The following is a 17,018-nucleotide window of genomic DNA, read 5'->3' as shown; positions in this document are numbered from 1 at the left end:
ATTAAAATTACTATTCGTATTTAAGAGCATCAACCGGATTTGAGCTTGCAGCCCTGTAAATGTGAAAACTGATGGTTAATATCCCAATAACAAATGCAATAAAACCTGCCAAAAGGAAAGTTAACAACCCTATATTGGTTGCGTAAACAAAATTTGAATCGAGCCAATTATTTAGCAAATACCAGGCAATTGGCGAAGCAATCACAAATGCAATTAAGATAAGTATGACAAACTCTTTGAATAATAAGGTTAGTATCGACTCCAATGTAGCCCCAACCACTTTTCTAATTCCTATTTCTTTGGTTCGTTGTTCAGCAATAAAAGACGATAATCCCAGCAAGCCAAGTAATGCAATGAATACAGAAAGTAATGATGCAATGGTAAACACCTTACCAATTTTTTCTTCTGCCTGATACATATCATCCATGGTATCTTTAAGGAAGTTATAATCAAATGGGTGTATTGCTCCAAACTCATTCCATTTATCCTCAATAAATTGAATCGTTTGCTGGCGATTTTCCAGACCAATTTTTATCGATACGGCATTCAATGGCCGGTCAGTTAGAAATAATGCCAATGGTTCAACGGCATTATGCAATGAGCGATAATTAAAATCTTTGACTACCCCAATTACTTTGGTACTTCGGGTGAAGGTTCCATCAAGTTGAAGTCCAAAGCCGATTTTTTTACCAAGTGGATTATCGGTCCATCCGAGTTCTTTGGCACATGCCTCATTGATGATCACTCCCTCCTGCAAGTCAGTTCCCATTTCACGACTGAAATTACGGCCTTCCTTAAATTTGATCTCGTAAAGATTTAAGAAATCATAATCAATCATTGTAAAATTAAGGGTTTCTTCAACCATTTGACTTCCTCCAGAACTCGAAGCTGTTGAATCAGATGTTCCGAATTTTGTGTCTTGCTCGACTTTCATTACTACAATGCCACCAATATTACCCGGATATCCATTTGAGGTTGATAAATCTTTTACATTCGGATTCTGCAAAAGTTCTTCTCTAAAAGTTGGCATTTTTTTAAGTAAATTGGTATCTGCCTGAATGGTTGTTACAAGTATATTATCCTTGGCAAATCCAAGATCTTTTGAACGCATATAGTTCAATTGTTTAGTAACCACAAGCGTTCCGACGATCATCGAAATAGAAATAATAAATTGAAAAACCACTAGGATTTTCCTTAGAGAACCTTTCGATTTTCCGGTATTTATTTTTCCTTTTAAAACCTTAATTGGAGCAAACGCTGAAAGATAAAATGAAGGATAACTTCCTGATAACAAGCCAACACCTATGGATATGAGTAAGGTCCATAAGATTATGCCGGATGTTTCAATTCCAAAAACCAAATTTTTTCCGGCAAGTTCATTAAACGACGGTAAAATTAAAGCCACGGCTAGGAGTGATATTAAAAAAGCTATCAATGCCAGGATTAAAGACTCACTTAAGAATTGACGCATGAGTTGTGAACGAACTGCACCAATTACTTTTCTCAAACCTACTTCTTTAGCACGTTTGGTTGATCGGGCGGTTGCCATATTCATATAGTTTATCCCTGCAATAACAAGGATAAACAATGCAACGATGGTAAAAATCAATACATAAGCTTTATTTCCCGTGGGTTCATCACCTTTCAATTTAGAATTTAGATGAATGTCGGCTAAAGGAGTGGCCATTGGAACAAAGTTGGCATTGATTTGATCGCCAACCGACTTCATATATTTTTCATAAAACAGGGGCGATTTCTCCGATATAGATTCCATTGAAGAATTTTCTTTTAAAAGAATGTATGTAAAAGGATTAATATTCCAGAATGCAGCCGGATCAAAACTATTAAATCGTTCTCGTCCTATTCGCTCAGATAAAGTAACAATCGAAAATAATCCATTGTATTTTAAGTGGGTATTGTCTGGCTGGTCCTTGATGACTCCAGTAATTTTGAAGGGTATTTCATTGACTGCCTTAATTACCTCTCCCATTGGGTTATTTTTTCCAAAATATTTTTTCGCGAGGGTTTCATTGATCACACAGGTATTAGGTTCGGTCAATGCATTCATCGGATCACCATAAATAAACTCATGAGTGAATACATTGAAAATGGTGGAATCAGCCCAGAACAGGCGGTCCTCATAATATTTATTCTCATCAATCTCTATCAACATCCCATCACCACCGAAAAGTCGAACAAACTCTTCTACTTCCGGATATTCAACCTTGAACGCAAGTCCTAAAGGAACAGAGGTTACTGCAAAGAGATCATCTTTGCCGGCAATGGTAAAATGCGATTCGAGTCGATAAATCCGATCATATTTCTTATTGTGCTTATCATAATTTAACTCATTTTGGTTATACAATAAGATGATGATAGTAGCCATAAATCCAATGGCCAGCCCCAGAATATTGATGAATGAATAAAATTTGTTTCTGATGATATTCCGGTAAGCACTTTTAAAATAATTTTTAATCATGGTTATAGGGTTTTACAATTATCTATTAGAGTACAAATTATAGTTTTAGTTACAAATTATTTCAATAAAAACTAGCAAATAAAATATAAGACGATTTATAATCTATATTAATACACTAAATATATTAGTTTTTTCCTTGTCTGCCACAAACGATTCGATATGAATATTTTAACAAAAAGAAATTTTCGGTATAAACTTATATAAATCATTTAAATCATCCCTTAAATTGAAGCACCCTTTTGAATTATCACCGGTTCAACCCTGAACCCTAACCACGTGAATTGCGGATACTGAACTGTATTTACAACAAGCCACCAAATTTGATCTAAATTATAATAAATTTAAATTTGGATTCTCAAATTGATAATCAAATCTTCCATCCGTGTAAGCAAAAATACGGAAGAAGGCCAGAACATTCGATTACTCGCACTCCAAGTAATAAAATGCATCGTAACAAGATCCCTTTTCGCCGTCTACTGCCTTTACAAATCCAGAAGCCAGCCTAATAAGCTTACTAACGGTGAGTGTATGCAGCGTGCGGGAATTCGTGGACACTTCACTATCCACCGTTACTGCCTTTGCTAGCGAGCACTGAACTTGCAAATTGCTCTGAAACCCGCAATGATGTATACACTGTGTTATGCTTTGTAACCTTTTTATTTATGTATCTGTTTGATTATAGATGACTGTTTCTACTTTGAAGCTTCTAATAGATAATTTGCACCATTCCTTTCACATTCAACAATATTATCTAATATTTCTAAGAATTCATTTAAAGCTTGATCACCCTTCGCTTGGTCATAATTTTTTTTAAACCAATTTATTAAATTATATCCCTGGCGGAAATAATGTGCTGATTTTAAAAACTCTAATGAAGCAAGTCGTAAATTATCGTTATTCAGAATAGATGCTTGTCCAGATAGAAACGAAGCTGCGTTTCTTCGAAATCCTGTTCCGAGGCTAAAACACATTTCATAATTTTTTACTATTTCGATACTTTTTGAAATATCTTGATTTATACTGATTTTTAAATCCTTGATCATTTTACTTATGCCATCAATGCCATAATATGCTGGATATGTATTCTTTATTAAACCCAAAGTTTTTTCGGCATTTCTTTTCCATATTTCTTTCCAGTTTATATTAATATTTTTGTCTTTTGATTCTACTATTACCATTTGATATTGTCTCATCCCCCATAAATAAGGCATCTTCTCCCAATCAGAAATAGCCATTAATACTTTTTCTCCTTTACCAAATGGAGTTCTATCAATGTCTTCTATAAGTTGATTTCTAATGTTACCTGGATCATTATAAACTATAATGTTTGCACTGTCTTTATAACCATAAGCTAAAACTGTATGCGGTATCCATTGTATAATTACCGGTATATCCTGAGAAATATAGTTTAATAAAGTTTCTTTTGCTTCTTTAATAGATTTATGTACTAAAACAGTAGCATTAAATCCAATCTTGTCACATGCGAAAATAATTTCTTCAACAGGGTCAGTATCAGGATACGATATTGAGTAGTAAGGTGTTTTTAAATACATAAACCCATAATTCCATCCAAGATTCAGTAATAATGATTGATCAACGATAAATCCATAATAATCCAGATTCATTTGAAGGGCTGCCATGGCACAGTATCCATCCAACATGGCATAATATTTAACACCATTAATTAAATGATTATCCTCATGTTGGCAATAAAGATTTTTGCTTAATCCCAAAATTAAAATTATCAGGATTATTTTTAATTTGAAGTTTTTCATTTTATCTTGTTTTTCAGTTCATTTATTTGTATTTCTCATGCCAATACTTAAAAATATTAGTCCTATACATAAAATAATACTCCAAAAGTTGATATTCTTAAAGGATAACATATCAAGGATATATCTTAAGGAAGCTGCAAATATCATTGCAAAACCTATATAATATAATGTTGCGCAAAAATTTATCTTCATCTTTTTTGTATTAAAGGTTATAAAGCATAACACCCTTATAAAATATCGGTGTGACGTGGTTGTCCATTCCAGTCTATCGGCCCAGTTGATTTATATAATTTTGTATTGTAATAGCAATATCGACCTGTCTCTCGGGACTATAAACTAATACTTCAAACTGTACTATTAGCCCTTAATAATATACCTAAACAAAGTGCCTATTTTAGGCCGTTTACCTTGAAGAATAATGGCTGACCGAAAAATACGAGCACCTGCCCATACGCAAAAGAATGTGAATAGTACAACTCCTATCAAACCTACTATTGGTTGCCAAGTGGGAATGGTCACAGAAGTTGACTGTCGTAAAAGCATAATCATTGGAGTCCATAGTGGGAAAAGCGATAAACCAGTGGCTAATTTACCCAGAGGATCCATAATTATCGGCATCATAAAGAATAGTGGTAGAATTATTGGAAGCATTGCTGGAAACTGGATCGCCTGAGCATCCTTTGAGTCGTTACAGGAAGCCCCAAGTGCCGCCATGATAGAGCCTACCATTATAATATTGAGTAACATGTAAGCAAAGAACCAAGGCAATACCTCATATGGGATTATATCGTTCATTCCCATTTTTCTTAGTGTAATAACTGCCCCTAAAACGTAGATTGTAGAAGTGGTAAGCGAAACACCTAGGCCTCCAATGATTTTTCCCATCATAAACTGCCACGGTGTGACTGAACCCAACAACACCTCTGCAACCCTTTCACTTTTCTCCTCCATAACAGAAGAGAGAAGTGGAACTGCTGACATCATCAGCATCATGAACATCAGAAAAATTAGGAAATAGGGAATAAGAATTGCCTGCATCTCGTTTACCTCTTTGGCATCAATTACCTGACCTGATTTGCTATCAACCTTTAAGAGGCCCATACTCTCTGCACCAACCCGGTAGAATAGGTCATTAATCTTTTTCGGGTCCACCCCAAGTTCAACAACCCTCATTTCGCGTATCTTATTGTTAATAACATTACTAAGCCACTCTCTGACATTATCAACCGCAGAATTCTCAGCAAAGTAGAATATCCTTGATTGCTCCTCCCCATAATGAGGATGTACTACGTCAACCCCAATCTGCAAAAATGCATGAATTTCCTTATGGCGTATCCTATTGCTTAAATCCAACTTCTGTTGTAATGAGTTTACTGTATCAGGTTGAACAATCTCGATGAAATACAGTGGTGAAATTTGTTCTTTTTTATCATTGTAAATATTGTTTTTATTCCAGCTCTCTGCTGTTTTTATAATATGATCCCCCATCAAACCAGAGTAGTCCAGAACTACTACCTTCTTATCCGTGAGATCGATCTTGTCCTTAAACAGCGTTAGTACAATTAAACCCCCTCCCATAAAAACCGGGAGAAGAAGAAGAGAGATCAGAAATGCTTTAGTTCTGACCGCTGCACGATATTCGCGCTTTGCTATTACAAATGATTTATTCATAACTTCCATTTTTTTCAGGTCTGGCAATTCGGATAAAAATATCATTTAATGAGGGTGAGGCAATTTCAAATTTTGTCACCCTTGTTTTTGAGATAATGTCTGATAGGATTTGTTGTGAATCGGCTCCTAGTAGCATCCGAAGTTCTTGAATCTGTCCAAAATCATTTATTCTTTCTATTCCAGAAATCCCATTAAGCATAGAAACTCCTCCTTCCATTTGAATTCTTATAGTATCCCGACCAAACTGCTTTTGTATTGATTCAAGGGTACCATCAAGAACCTTTTTTCCTTTATAGATCATAAAAATAAAATCACACATCTTTTCTGCTACTGACATATCGTGAGTACTGAAAACAATGGTTGATCCTTTGGCTCTAAGATCAAGGATTACCTCTTTGATAATTTCTGCATTTACTGGATCCAGCCCGCTGAACGGCTCATCGAGGATAATAATCTCGGGCTTATTGATTATTGTAATGATGAATTGAACCTTCTGGCTCATACCCTTACTTAGGGTCTCAACCTTTTTCTTTGCCCAATTCGACAGGTCGAATTTTTCGAGCCAATAATCAGCTTCACGCGAAGGATTGGATACATGTTTCAACTCTCCGTAAAAACAGATCAGCTCTTTCACCTTCATTTTTTTGTATAAACCTCTCTCTTCTGGAAGGTAGCCAATCCTATTCAAAAGATTTCCTGCTTGTTCACCATTAAAGACTTTGATTATTCCGCTATCAGGGTAGAAAATATTCATTATCATCCTAATGGTGGTTGTCTTCCCCGATCCGTTTGGGCCAATGAATCCGTAAATGCTACCCTCTGGCACGTCAAGGGAAAGATCATTTACAGCAACGTGCTTACCAAAGCTTTTCGTGATATGATTCAACTCTATGACATTCATAATTCAACCGTTTTTATTGAATAATTATATATTACTTTCGATTACCCCAAATTTCAACATAACATCTACAATATCAAGTATTTCATGGATATTTAACGCATCAACACCTGCTTTATTCATAATTTCCTTAATACTTATATAATCTGCACTAGGGAAAGGGAGATGGAATAAGAATTTACCCTGCGGGATTGAAAGATTAATCTTTCTCTCTTTGCGATCGCGACCTTCACCTACCCATATTACAATATTGCTTAAATAATCGTTACTTCTGGATGTTGTAAATTTTACCTTTGCATTCTTTTTCTCCCTGATTTTCAGACTAATTCTCGAATCAGAAGAGTCTTCGTCCTGATAGAGTGGTGTCAAATCGATATCCATCGAAATTCGCTTTACCTTTAACCAATACCTGAAATAGGGCCTCTTCCCTTCATAAACCTCTTCCTTATCGAGTATCTCTAGTTTATGCATATCCTCCAGAAAATCCTGAATGGTTTTAATATGAAGATTAAGCCGTGATGCCGCCTCAGATGCAGAAATGCTTTTATAAGTTGTAAGAAGCCGGAAGAGATCTTCGGCATAATCCTTTGAAATATAGGAACCCAGTATTGCTGCTTGTTTGAAATTCATTATTCGAAATTAAATCTGAAGTTCATTGTAAGATTAACTCTATGGAGTTATTTTGCCGATTTTAATTCTGTTACTATCCGCGATTCAAGTCCTTTTTGATAATAATCAAGAAATCTTATAAAAACATTGGCCATTGATGAACATAGCTGATCAAAGCTCAACCGCTCTTTATAATCTCTATAATCTTTTTCAGAAATCTTTACCCTGATACTTCCATTATAATCGAGAATGATATGACTAACATCCAAAGCCTCTTTGATAGCCAAAATGCTAGTATTCATCGAAAATGCAAGAGTAATATAATTCTCATAATAGAAAGGACGGACAACATAATAGCTATGCAGAATCCTTGCAAAACCTAGCAATTCATCTTTGCTACAATCTACCTTTCCGGCAGAATAAAGGCGTTCAGTAAACCCTTCGCTCGTTTGATATATCCTTTCAGAGGCAAGTCTAAACAACCTACGCGAATTGATTTCAAATCGTTCGTGGCAGTAAAAGGATTGCCAGTTTATTACAACAAAGAGTATAGTGACAATAGAACATACTAAATAAATAACTTTGGATATGGCAGAGTGATCTGAGAAACTAAATGAAGCAAAGAATGTAGTAATCCCCATTAATATTCCCAGAATTGGGTATATCCAATTATTGTACCTGAACCACTGAATAACCCCCAGTACAATAAAAAATAATCCAACAAGCGATATTGCAAAATATGGAGTTATGATAATCTCATATCCCTTTTTTATTAAATATTCTCTTATGACAATTTCTACAAGTGCAATTATGTACGAGGTTAATACTCCAATTGGGTAAGCCATCCAATCGATATTCTTATTTTTGATTGATAACTCATGATAATTAATATTTTATATACTTCATTTATTTTGAAGTTTACAAAAATACAACTATTAAAATATAAAATCCAAGTGATTTCGAAGATATCTTTAAAAAATGGTACTTTTGCTGGCACATGGTATAGTTAAGTGCCATCGAAGTGCGATTTTCAGTGCTTTAGTCCGCATCAAATATGTTAATTTTCCCTTTTTTTTCCCATAAACCTTTCGGGGCCAATACATTTATATCTGAATCCAATTAATATTCATTATTCATATTTCAAACTCTTTACCGGATTTTCACGTGCTGCGATCAAGGCTTGAGAGCCAATGGTAATCAAAGCAATTGTAATTGATAATATCGCTGTAACGATGAACACCCAAATACTGATATCAATTCTGTAATAAAAATTATTCAACCAATTTCTCATTAAAATATAAGCCGGCACAAACGCAATGATATTAGATATGGCAACAAGTATTATGAACTCTTTTGATAATGCCCTGATTATGGAAGACATGGATGCACCCAAAGTTTTGCGGATTCCAATTTCCTTTGTTCGTTGTTCCATGATATAGGAAGCAAGTCCAAATAATCCTAAGCAAGCAATTAATATGGCTAAAAAAGTAAAATAGGTAATGATCTGCCCCATATTGATTTCCGACTTATACATTTCATTGTAAGATGATTCCAGTAAAAAATATTCGAAAGGAATGGATGGGAAAACAGAAACCCATTTTTGCTCAATCAAAGCAATTACATTTTTTACATCTTTCGAATTAACTTTGATACTTAAATATTGTTTAAGCATTGGAGAAATATGTATCATTATCGGCTCAACATCTGCATGCAGAGAGGCATAATGAAAGTTTTTCATGACCCCGATTATTTGGCCCTTTTTAGGTTGCGGTAAAGCATACAAATACTCGAAACGAGTTCCAACCGGATCTTTAAGTTCCAACCATTCAACCGCTGCTTCATTAATTAAAAATGCTGCATCTGAATCCGTTCCAAATTCAGAAGAAAAACCACGACCTTCTTTTATTTGAATTCCAAAAGTATTTATCACATCTTCATCCGCTAACAAAACACGCATCGTAAAAACACCGCCATCCTCGTCTGTGGTTTGAATATTTTCATCAACCTGATCCGGTAATCTCACTGTCAGAAAATGAACACGATCGCCAGGAATAACAGATGTACCAGTTGCCGAGGCAATTTCTGGAATACTCTTGAATTCATTTTTCAGGATGCTTATTTGTTCTTCACGAATGGTATTCGTTAATCTTAATACAACAATATCTTTTTTATCAAAACCCAAATCTTTATTTTGAATGTATTTAATTTGAGCATAAATAATGAGTGCCCCAATAATGAGTATAATTGAGATGGAAAATTGAAGAATTACCAAACCTCTTCTTAGAAAAAGAGCTGTTTTGCTATGCCCACTAATGGTATTTGATTTTAAAACTACCAATGGATTAAAATTAGAAAGAAATAGTGACGGATATGATCCTGAAATAAATCCAACAAATAAGAATATTACGATGATTGAACCTAATAATGGGAGGTTTGCCAAAACGGATAAAGTAAGTGTTTTTCCAGTTATTACATTAAAGCCCGGCAAGACAATTTCGACAATTACAATAGCGATCATTAAGGCAAGCAGGCTCATTACATACGACTCGCCCATAAATTGTCGGAAAATATTTGATCTATTTGCACCCAACACTTTTCTTACTCCCACTTCTCGACCCCTTTTGGCTGATCGGGCAGTTGCCAGGTTCATATAGTTTATGCATGCAATGGTTAAAACGAACAAGGCAATGATTGAAAAACTAATTACATATTGCTTATCCCCATTGGCTTTAATCTCTTTTTCAGCGTGCCCGTTTAAATGAATATCGGTAATGGATTGAAGGATGAATTCAGCATCTGTACCCTCCGGTATATTTGTGCTATCGCCGGAAACAGTATAACCTAAAATTTCCCAAATGCGTTGATCCAATTTTTCTTTGAAACTTAGCATTGTCTCCTCGTCCTTAACACGGACATAGGAGTAAAACGCATTGGCCATTGAGCGATCAACTCTGTTATCACCTCTTCTTCGGTCATCCATTGCAACGATTATGTTGAAATGGAAATGCGAATTTGACGGAACATCCTTAATTACTGCTGTTACCTGAAAGCTTCTGTCGTACAACTTGATAATTTTACCGATGGGATCATCATTCCCAAAGTATTTTTTTGCAGTTGATTCGGTAAATACCAGTTTGGCGGGACCGGAGAGTGCATCTATTTTATTCCCTTTTATGATTTCAAAGGAAAAAACATCAAAAAATGTGGAATCGGCCCACACCATATTTTCTTCTCTGAAAGATAAATCTCCATATGACAGTACATCCTGATTGAAGCTGAAATTCAATTTACATGCTGCTTGAACTTCAGGGTAGTTCTCCTGAATAAAAGGAATGAGATTGCCCGTCGAAGCGGCCCAATGTGAATCTTCTCCCTGTCCCACAATATGAGTCTCAACTCTATAAATGTTTGATGCATTCTCATGGAATTTATCATACGATAACTCATCCTGCAGGAATAAGAAAATCAGAATACAGGTAGCCAATCCCAGCCCGAGGCCAAAAACATTAATCGAAGAATAACCCTGATTTTTTAAGAAATACCTGATACTGATGTTAATCAAATTTTTTACCATAAGAAGCCTTATTGATAGCATAACTTAATAGTGAAATACCGCCCTACTTTTAATGATACAAATGTGGCGGTACCTCTATAAAACTATGACTATGGCAAACGATAATAAATTTTACCGACGATTTTCCAACCCTCATTAAATTTATAAAGCGACAAGTAATCAATAAAAATATCTTTGCCGCCTTTTGATAATTTAATTTTTGCAACAGCGGCGGTCCCGGAGATATCAATATCCAAAAATTCACATTTCGTCATTTCATCATCAGTAAAAGGAATTGGATTCTTTGTCTTTCTTTCTTTCGAACTTTCAATCCAATTATAAATTGGTAGTTTTTCAAGTTTGTTATTTTGAAGGATCAACAGATCGAAACCCGGATGAAATCCTTTTTCAGTTTGGGCAATATCCCCTTTATTATGAATCCCGTCGATATAAGCAGATAATATCAGTTTTTTAATATTGTCTTTTTCCACAATTAATTCGGTTTGCGAAAATCCGGAGATCAGAATGAAGGCACAAATTATGGTCGTTGATAATTTTCTCATGGTATAAAATTTTAGTTAGATGATTTAATTTGAATGTACAAACAATTTTTATTTGTCAGCTTTTTTTCTGAACATAAGTGGAATGTTTTGATCTGTTGGAGCACCAATTTCAACCAATTCCCAATCTTTGTCATAAGCTGCAATTTTATGACGAAGAACCTGAACCTTATCTTCAGGTGGAACATTATTTCCTTCCCAATCCAATAATTCAACACGATATTCCATGGTTTTTTTACGGCCATTGATCCGTACGTCTATTTCGACATTTTGTTCTCTGTCGATATCCGGTATTAATACAACTACTTCTCTCATAACAATAATTTTTAGCGTTAATAATTAAATAATTATTCAATCCAATTTCACACGATAAAAAAGTTGGTTTAATATTTTCAATAACAAAAAACACTTCTTTCAATGTGTATGTTGTGCTAAACCTATCAGAAGCACAAAACACAAGGAAAGAAGCATTTTCGATAATAAATACACTATTTATTTACCAGCACGAATGCATTTCTAAACAAATAGAAATTGTTTCCAATTGTTTTTAAACTGCTGCAGCACTTTTGATATTCTCATTAATTATCTGGCCGTCGAATAACCTGATAACCCTTTGAGCATATTCAGAATCACGTTGCGAGTGGGTAACCATGATTATGGTTGTACCGGTTTGATTCAAGCCTTCGAGTAAATTCATAACCTCTTCGCCATGTGCTGAATCAAGGTTACCTGTAGGCTCATCCGCTAAAATTAAACTTGGTTTAGCTACCACAGCTCTGGCAACTGCAACTCTTTGTTGCTGTCCGCCCGACAATTGAAGTGGAAAATGTTTTTTACGATGAATGATTTGCATTTGCTCCAAAACTTCATCTACACGTTTTTTTCTTTCACTTGCACTGTATCCCAAATAAATTAAAGGAAGTTCAACATTTTCGAAAACATTGAGTTCGTCGATAAGGTTGAAGTTTTGAAAAACAAAGCCAATATTATTCTTCCTAAGTTTGGCACGTTGTTTTTCACTGTGTTTAGCCACTTCATTGTCGAGGAAAAAATATTCTCCACCAGTTGGATTGTCTAATAATCCAAGGATGTTTAATAATGTTGATTTTCCGCATCCGGAAGGACCCATAATTGCAACGAATTCACCCTTTTTAATTTCGAAGGATACATTGTTTAATGCAGTTGTTTCAACCTCGTCGGTTCGAAACACTTTTGATAGATTAGTTGTTTTTAACATGATATATGGTTTTATATAATAATATTATTTGCTTTTCTAAAGATATAAAAGATTTTATCTGAAAATTAGTTTGTCCTTACTACCAAATGAATCGTATGAAGATACAATCACATTTTCACCAGGTTGCAATCCTTCCATTACCTCATAATAATTGGTATTTTGTCTGTTTAATCTGATAGATCGTTTTATAGCAAAACTTCCTGTTGGATCAACAACATAAATCCAATTGCCTCCGGTTTCCTGGAAGAAACTTCCACGTTTAATGATAATTGCATCTGATTCGCCACTAAACTTTAAGCGTAATTGAATGGTTTGGCCGCGTTTAATACTTTCAGGATAGCCATTTACAAAATGCATATCAACCTGAAATGAGCCATTAGTTACATCTGTATAAATTTTAAATATTTCGAGTGGATAATTTACCCCATTGAAATCGAATTCTGCACCTTGTCCTTCATAAACACGTGAAATATATCTTTCGTCAATATTAGCTTTTAACTTAAACCCATCCTGCATATCGATTTGTCCAAGGCGATCACCAGGTCTCTTTGTTTCACCTATTTCTACATTAAATGAAGAGAGTTTTCCTGAAGCAGGTGCTTTAATAAATGCATTTTCCATTTTTTTTCTCAGCAATTGGATATTTTGCTGCATCCTACTAAGTGATGTATTGATCGATCGGGTTTGATTAGCTCCTGAAATTGAATCCAAACGTTGAAGTTCGAGAGAAATCATTAGCTGTTTCATGGTAAAATTATATTCCCGTTCAGCATCTTCAAATTCTTTTGGAGATATCACTTTTTCATTAAATAAACCTTGCTTTCGTTCAAAATCAATCTTAGTTTTATCAATGGTATATTCGAGTGTTACGATTTCCTTTTGTCGGTAAAAGTTATTTTGTTCAAGAGCCAGTTTAGTGTTTGATAAATTATTGATTTCGGCTAGCATTCTGGTTTCCTGCTCCATATTGCTCAATTCCATTTGCGAATTCATCAACTTAACGATGGTATCCCCCGCCTTAAGCATGGCTCCATCCTCAACAAATTTTTCTTCAACAACTCCACCCTCTGCAACATCAATATAATTTGTGTTTTTTGGGAACACAACCCCATCAATTGGAATAAACTCTAAAAATTTATCTGCTAAAACAGGTGCAATTGTTAAGGTATTTTTATCAACATAAAGTTTACTCGACTTATCCCTAAGGAATAACAAATAAAAAATAAAAAATAAAAATGCTGCTATTGCAATAATGCTTGCGATTCTTTTAGGCGTCCATGTTTTCTTTTCAATTGCTCTGTCCATTTCTTAAAAATTAATATTTTAACACTATTTAACTAAATGCATGCCACTAATTATAATGCGCTATTTTTCTGACAATTACAGCATGTGTCAAATGTCGTAATAGTATATATTGTTCGATATCGTTCATTTTTTTGTACAAATACGAACAGAATTTATACCTTTACCATAATCTTTAAATTCATTCAATTTTTTGCCTTTAGATTATGGAGAAATTAGACGCCAAAGTTTTAATTGTAGATGATGATCAGGATGTGCTTTTAGCTGCCAAGTTATTTCTTAAACAACATATCAATATTGTACACACGGAAGCCAATCCTGCAAATATTCCTGATTTACTGAAGAATGAGAGTTATGAATTAATCCTTCTGGATATGAATTTTTCACCCGACGCAACTAGCGGAAAAGAAGGATTTCATTGGATGAATAAGATTTTAGAAATAGATCCAACTTCAATTGTAATTTTAATTACCGGATACGGAGATATTGAATTAGCCGTTCAGGGAATTAAGGAAGGTGCTACAAATTTCTTATTAAAACCCTGGGAAAATAAAAAACTTTTGGCAACTATAACTACCACCTTACAATTAAAAAAATCAAAAGTTGAGCTTGAGGATTTAAGATCAAAACAAAAAGTTTTAATTGCTGACACAAACCATGCATATAGAGATTTGATTGGAGAATCGGAATCGATGCAAAAGGTTTTAAATACGGTTCAAAAGGTCGCTGTTACTGATGCCAATATTTTGATATTAGGTGAAAATGGTACCGGCAAAGAATTAATCGCCAGAGCAATTCACAGGGCATCGAACCGGAAAGATCAGGTTTTTATAAGTGTTGATTTGGGGGCAATTACCGAAAGCCTATTCGAAAGCGAATTATTCGGATTTAAAAAAGGGGCCTTTACCGATGCAAAAGAAGATCGAGCCGGACGCTTTGAGGCTGCGAATAAAGGGACCATTTTTTTGGATGAAATCGGGAATCTTACATTCAGTTTACAATCAAAATTATTAAGTGTACTCCAAAACAGAAAAGTAGTCAGATTAGGAACCAACAAGGAAATACCAATTGATGTTCGTTTAATTTGTGCTACTAATATGCCGTTGTACCAAATGGTGAACGAAAATAAATTTCGTCAGGATTTGTTATACAGGATCAATACCGTGGAAATTCAAATACCCTCCTTGCGCGAAAGAGTTGAAGATATTTCATTGTTGGTCGATCACTTCTTGGATATTTATTGCAAAAAATACAAAATAAGCAAAAAACGGTTGAACTCAAGTACTGCAAAGCGACTTGAAAAACACACATGGCCCGGAAATATACGGGAGCTGCAACATGCTGTAGAAAGAGCCGTTATTATGAGTGAATCCGATTTACTTGAGCCTCATGATTTCTTTATTTCTCAAAATGATTCAGATAACAATTTGGACAATCTTCCATCAAACATGAATCTTGAGGAAACAGAGAAAATGCTTATCAGAAAGGTGATTGACAAACATGGGGGTAATATAAGCAAAGCGGCAAAAGAACTCGGACTAACAAGGGCTTCTTTGTATCGTAGAATCGAAAAATATGGTTTATAATAGATTTCGTTTTCTGGTTATTGCCAGGATTATTTTACTCACTTTATCTATTTTTCTGTTAGTTTATCTGGCTGAATTTGAAAAGTATTTAATCAGCCTTTTAATTGTTGGCGCATTAATTATTGTACAAGTAATAAGTGCCATTCGCTTTGTTGAAAACACAAACAAAAAACTTGGGAAATTCCTCGAAAGCATCAGGCATGCCGATTTTGCAACTTCATTCTCTGATAAAGGAATGGGCAAAAGTTTTGAAGGATTGAATAATGAGTTTAATCAAATCATAAATGAATTTAAACGTTACCGTGCCGAAAAAGAAGAGCATTTTAATTACCTTCAAACAGTTGTTCAGCATGTAAGCATAGGGATTATTTCTTTCACCAGAGATGGGAAAGTTGACATCATAAATACGGCTGGGAAACGATTATTTAAAATATCAAATCTTCGGTACATTGACGATTTAAAACTGATAAAAAAAGATTTGCCGGAAATGCTTTACAAAATGAAAGCCGGCGATAATACCTTAATCAAGTTATTTATTAAGGATGAGCTTTTACAATTGTCGGTTTATGCTACTGAATTTCGCATGCGTGGCGAAGAATACACTTTAATTGCCCTGCAAAATATTCACGCTGAATTAGAAGAAAAAGAAATTGAATCGTGGCAAAAACTAATCAGGGTACTCACGCATGAAATCATGAATTCAATTACACCCATTTCATCTCTGGCATCAACGGTACAAGAAATGATGTTTGTTGATCCGGAAGCTGATCTGAGATTAAAAGAGCTTGACCAGGAAGATATGGATGGAATTGGCAGTGCATTAAAAACAATACAAAAAAGAAGTCAGGGGCTTTTAAATTTTGTTGAAATATACCGAAACCTTACACGTATCCCAAAACCAAATTTCCGATACTTTGAAGTAAAGGAATTATTCGAACGCTCTTCTGAACTGATGAAGCCAAAAATGGATAATCATAAAATCCAGTGTACTTCTAAGGTTATGCCGAATGATTTGAAAATTACCGCCGATCCTGATTTAATTGACCAGGTAATCATAAATTTGATGCTAAATGCAATTGATGCCGTAAGCGAAATTCAAAACCCTCAAATATTCATTATGGCTTATAAGAATGATTCGGGCAGGGTTTTAATAGAAATTTCGGATAACGGCAGCGGTATCAAACCCGATATACTGGATAAAATATTTATGCCTTTCTTTACATCTAAAAAAACCGGATCGGGTATTGGATTAAGTTTGTCACGACAAATCATGAGCTTGCATAAGGGAGCAATCTCCGTGCGATCAACCCCAAAAGATGGGACCACTTTTACCTTAATTTTTTAATGG

At 34.7% G+C, this 17,018-nt stretch carries 13 protein-coding genes; 2 read left to right on the top strand and 11 right to left on the bottom strand.

Features of this window, described 5'->3' with window-relative positions:
* Window positions 1-10: 10 nt before the first annotated feature.
* The 11 genes from KKG99_16060 to KKG99_16010 all read right to left on the bottom strand — a co-directional run bounded on the left by KKG99_16060 (window position 11) and on the right by KKG99_16010 (window position 14,087).
* The gene (locus tag KKG99_16060) at window positions 11-2,479 is read right to left on the bottom strand and encodes an ABC transporter permease (GenBank protein MBU1014513.1); all 2,469 of its coding nucleotides are present in this window, start codon (window positions 2,477-2,479) and stop codon (window positions 11-13) included.
* 692 nt (window positions 2,480-3,171) lie between these two features.
* On the bottom strand, window positions 3,172-4,254 hold the full coding sequence (locus KKG99_16055) for a hypothetical protein (GenBank protein MBU1014512.1): 1,083 nt from the start codon (window positions 4,252-4,254) through the stop codon (window positions 3,172-3,174).
* Window positions 4,255-4,611: 357 nt separating this feature from the next.
* Window positions 4,612-5,925, bottom strand: coding sequence for an ABC transporter permease (locus KKG99_16050; GenBank protein ID MBU1014511.1), 1,314 nt, complete (start codon window positions 5,923-5,925; stop codon window positions 4,612-4,614).
* Window positions 5,918-6,826, bottom strand: a complete 909-nt coding sequence (locus tag KKG99_16045) for an ATP-binding cassette domain-containing protein (GenBank protein ID MBU1014510.1) — start codon at window positions 6,824-6,826, stop codon at window positions 5,918-5,920. Before KKG99_16045 ends, KKG99_16050 begins: the two co-directional genes overlap by 8 nt.
* A 24-nt stretch (window positions 6,827-6,850) precedes the next feature.
* A complete protein-coding gene (locus tag KKG99_16040; GenBank protein ID MBU1014509.1) occupies window positions 6,851-7,453 on the bottom strand; it encodes a hypothetical protein in 603 nt (200 codons plus the stop codon).
* A gap of 47 nt (window positions 7,454-7,500) precedes the next feature.
* Window positions 7,501-8,277, bottom strand: a complete 777-nt coding sequence (locus KKG99_16035) for a hypothetical protein (protein ID MBU1014508.1) — start codon at window positions 8,275-8,277, stop codon at window positions 7,501-7,503.
* Between the two features lie 284 nt (window positions 8,278-8,561).
* The gene (locus KKG99_16030) at window positions 8,562-11,006 is read right to left on the bottom strand and encodes an ABC transporter permease (protein MBU1014507.1); all 2,445 of its coding nucleotides are present in this window, start codon (window positions 11,004-11,006) and stop codon (window positions 8,562-8,564) included.
* Between the two features lie 89 nt (window positions 11,007-11,095).
* Window positions 11,096-11,548, bottom strand: coding sequence for a nuclear transport factor 2 family protein (locus tag KKG99_16025; GenBank protein ID MBU1014506.1), 453 nt, complete (start codon window positions 11,546-11,548; stop codon window positions 11,096-11,098).
* A 48-nt stretch (window positions 11,549-11,596) separates the two neighbouring features.
* On the bottom strand, window positions 11,597-11,860 hold the full coding sequence (locus KKG99_16020) for a hypothetical protein (protein MBU1014505.1): 264 nt from the start codon (window positions 11,858-11,860) through the stop codon (window positions 11,597-11,599).
* 232 nt (window positions 11,861-12,092) lie between these two features.
* On the bottom strand, window positions 12,093-12,782 hold the full coding sequence (locus KKG99_16015) for an ABC transporter ATP-binding protein (GenBank protein ID MBU1014504.1): 690 nt from the start codon (window positions 12,780-12,782) through the stop codon (window positions 12,093-12,095).
* A 54-nt stretch (window positions 12,783-12,836) separates the two neighbouring features.
* A complete protein-coding gene (locus KKG99_16010) occupies window positions 12,837-14,087 on the bottom strand; it encodes an HlyD family efflux transporter periplasmic adaptor subunit (GenBank protein ID MBU1014503.1) in 1,251 nt (416 codons plus the stop codon).
* A gap of 203 nt (window positions 14,088-14,290) precedes the next feature.
* On the opposite strand from KKG99_16010, the gene KKG99_16005 reads away from it, so the two are divergent.
* Entirely contained in the window at window positions 14,291-15,670 is a 1,380-nt protein-coding gene (locus KKG99_16005; protein MBU1014502.1) for a sigma-54 dependent transcriptional regulator, read from the top strand.
* A complete protein-coding gene (locus KKG99_16000; protein ID MBU1014501.1) occupies window positions 15,660-17,015 on the top strand; it encodes a GHKL domain-containing protein in 1,356 nt (451 codons plus the stop codon). The genes KKG99_16005 and KKG99_16000 overlap by 11 nt, the downstream gene beginning before the upstream one ends.
* Window positions 17,016-17,018: the final 3 nt, after the last annotated feature.

Source organism: Bacteroidota bacterium (assembly GCA_018816945.1).
Taxonomy (GTDB): Bacteria; Bacteroidota; Bacteroidia; order Bacteroidales.
This window is presented reverse-complemented; position numbering and strand designations above follow the sequence as displayed.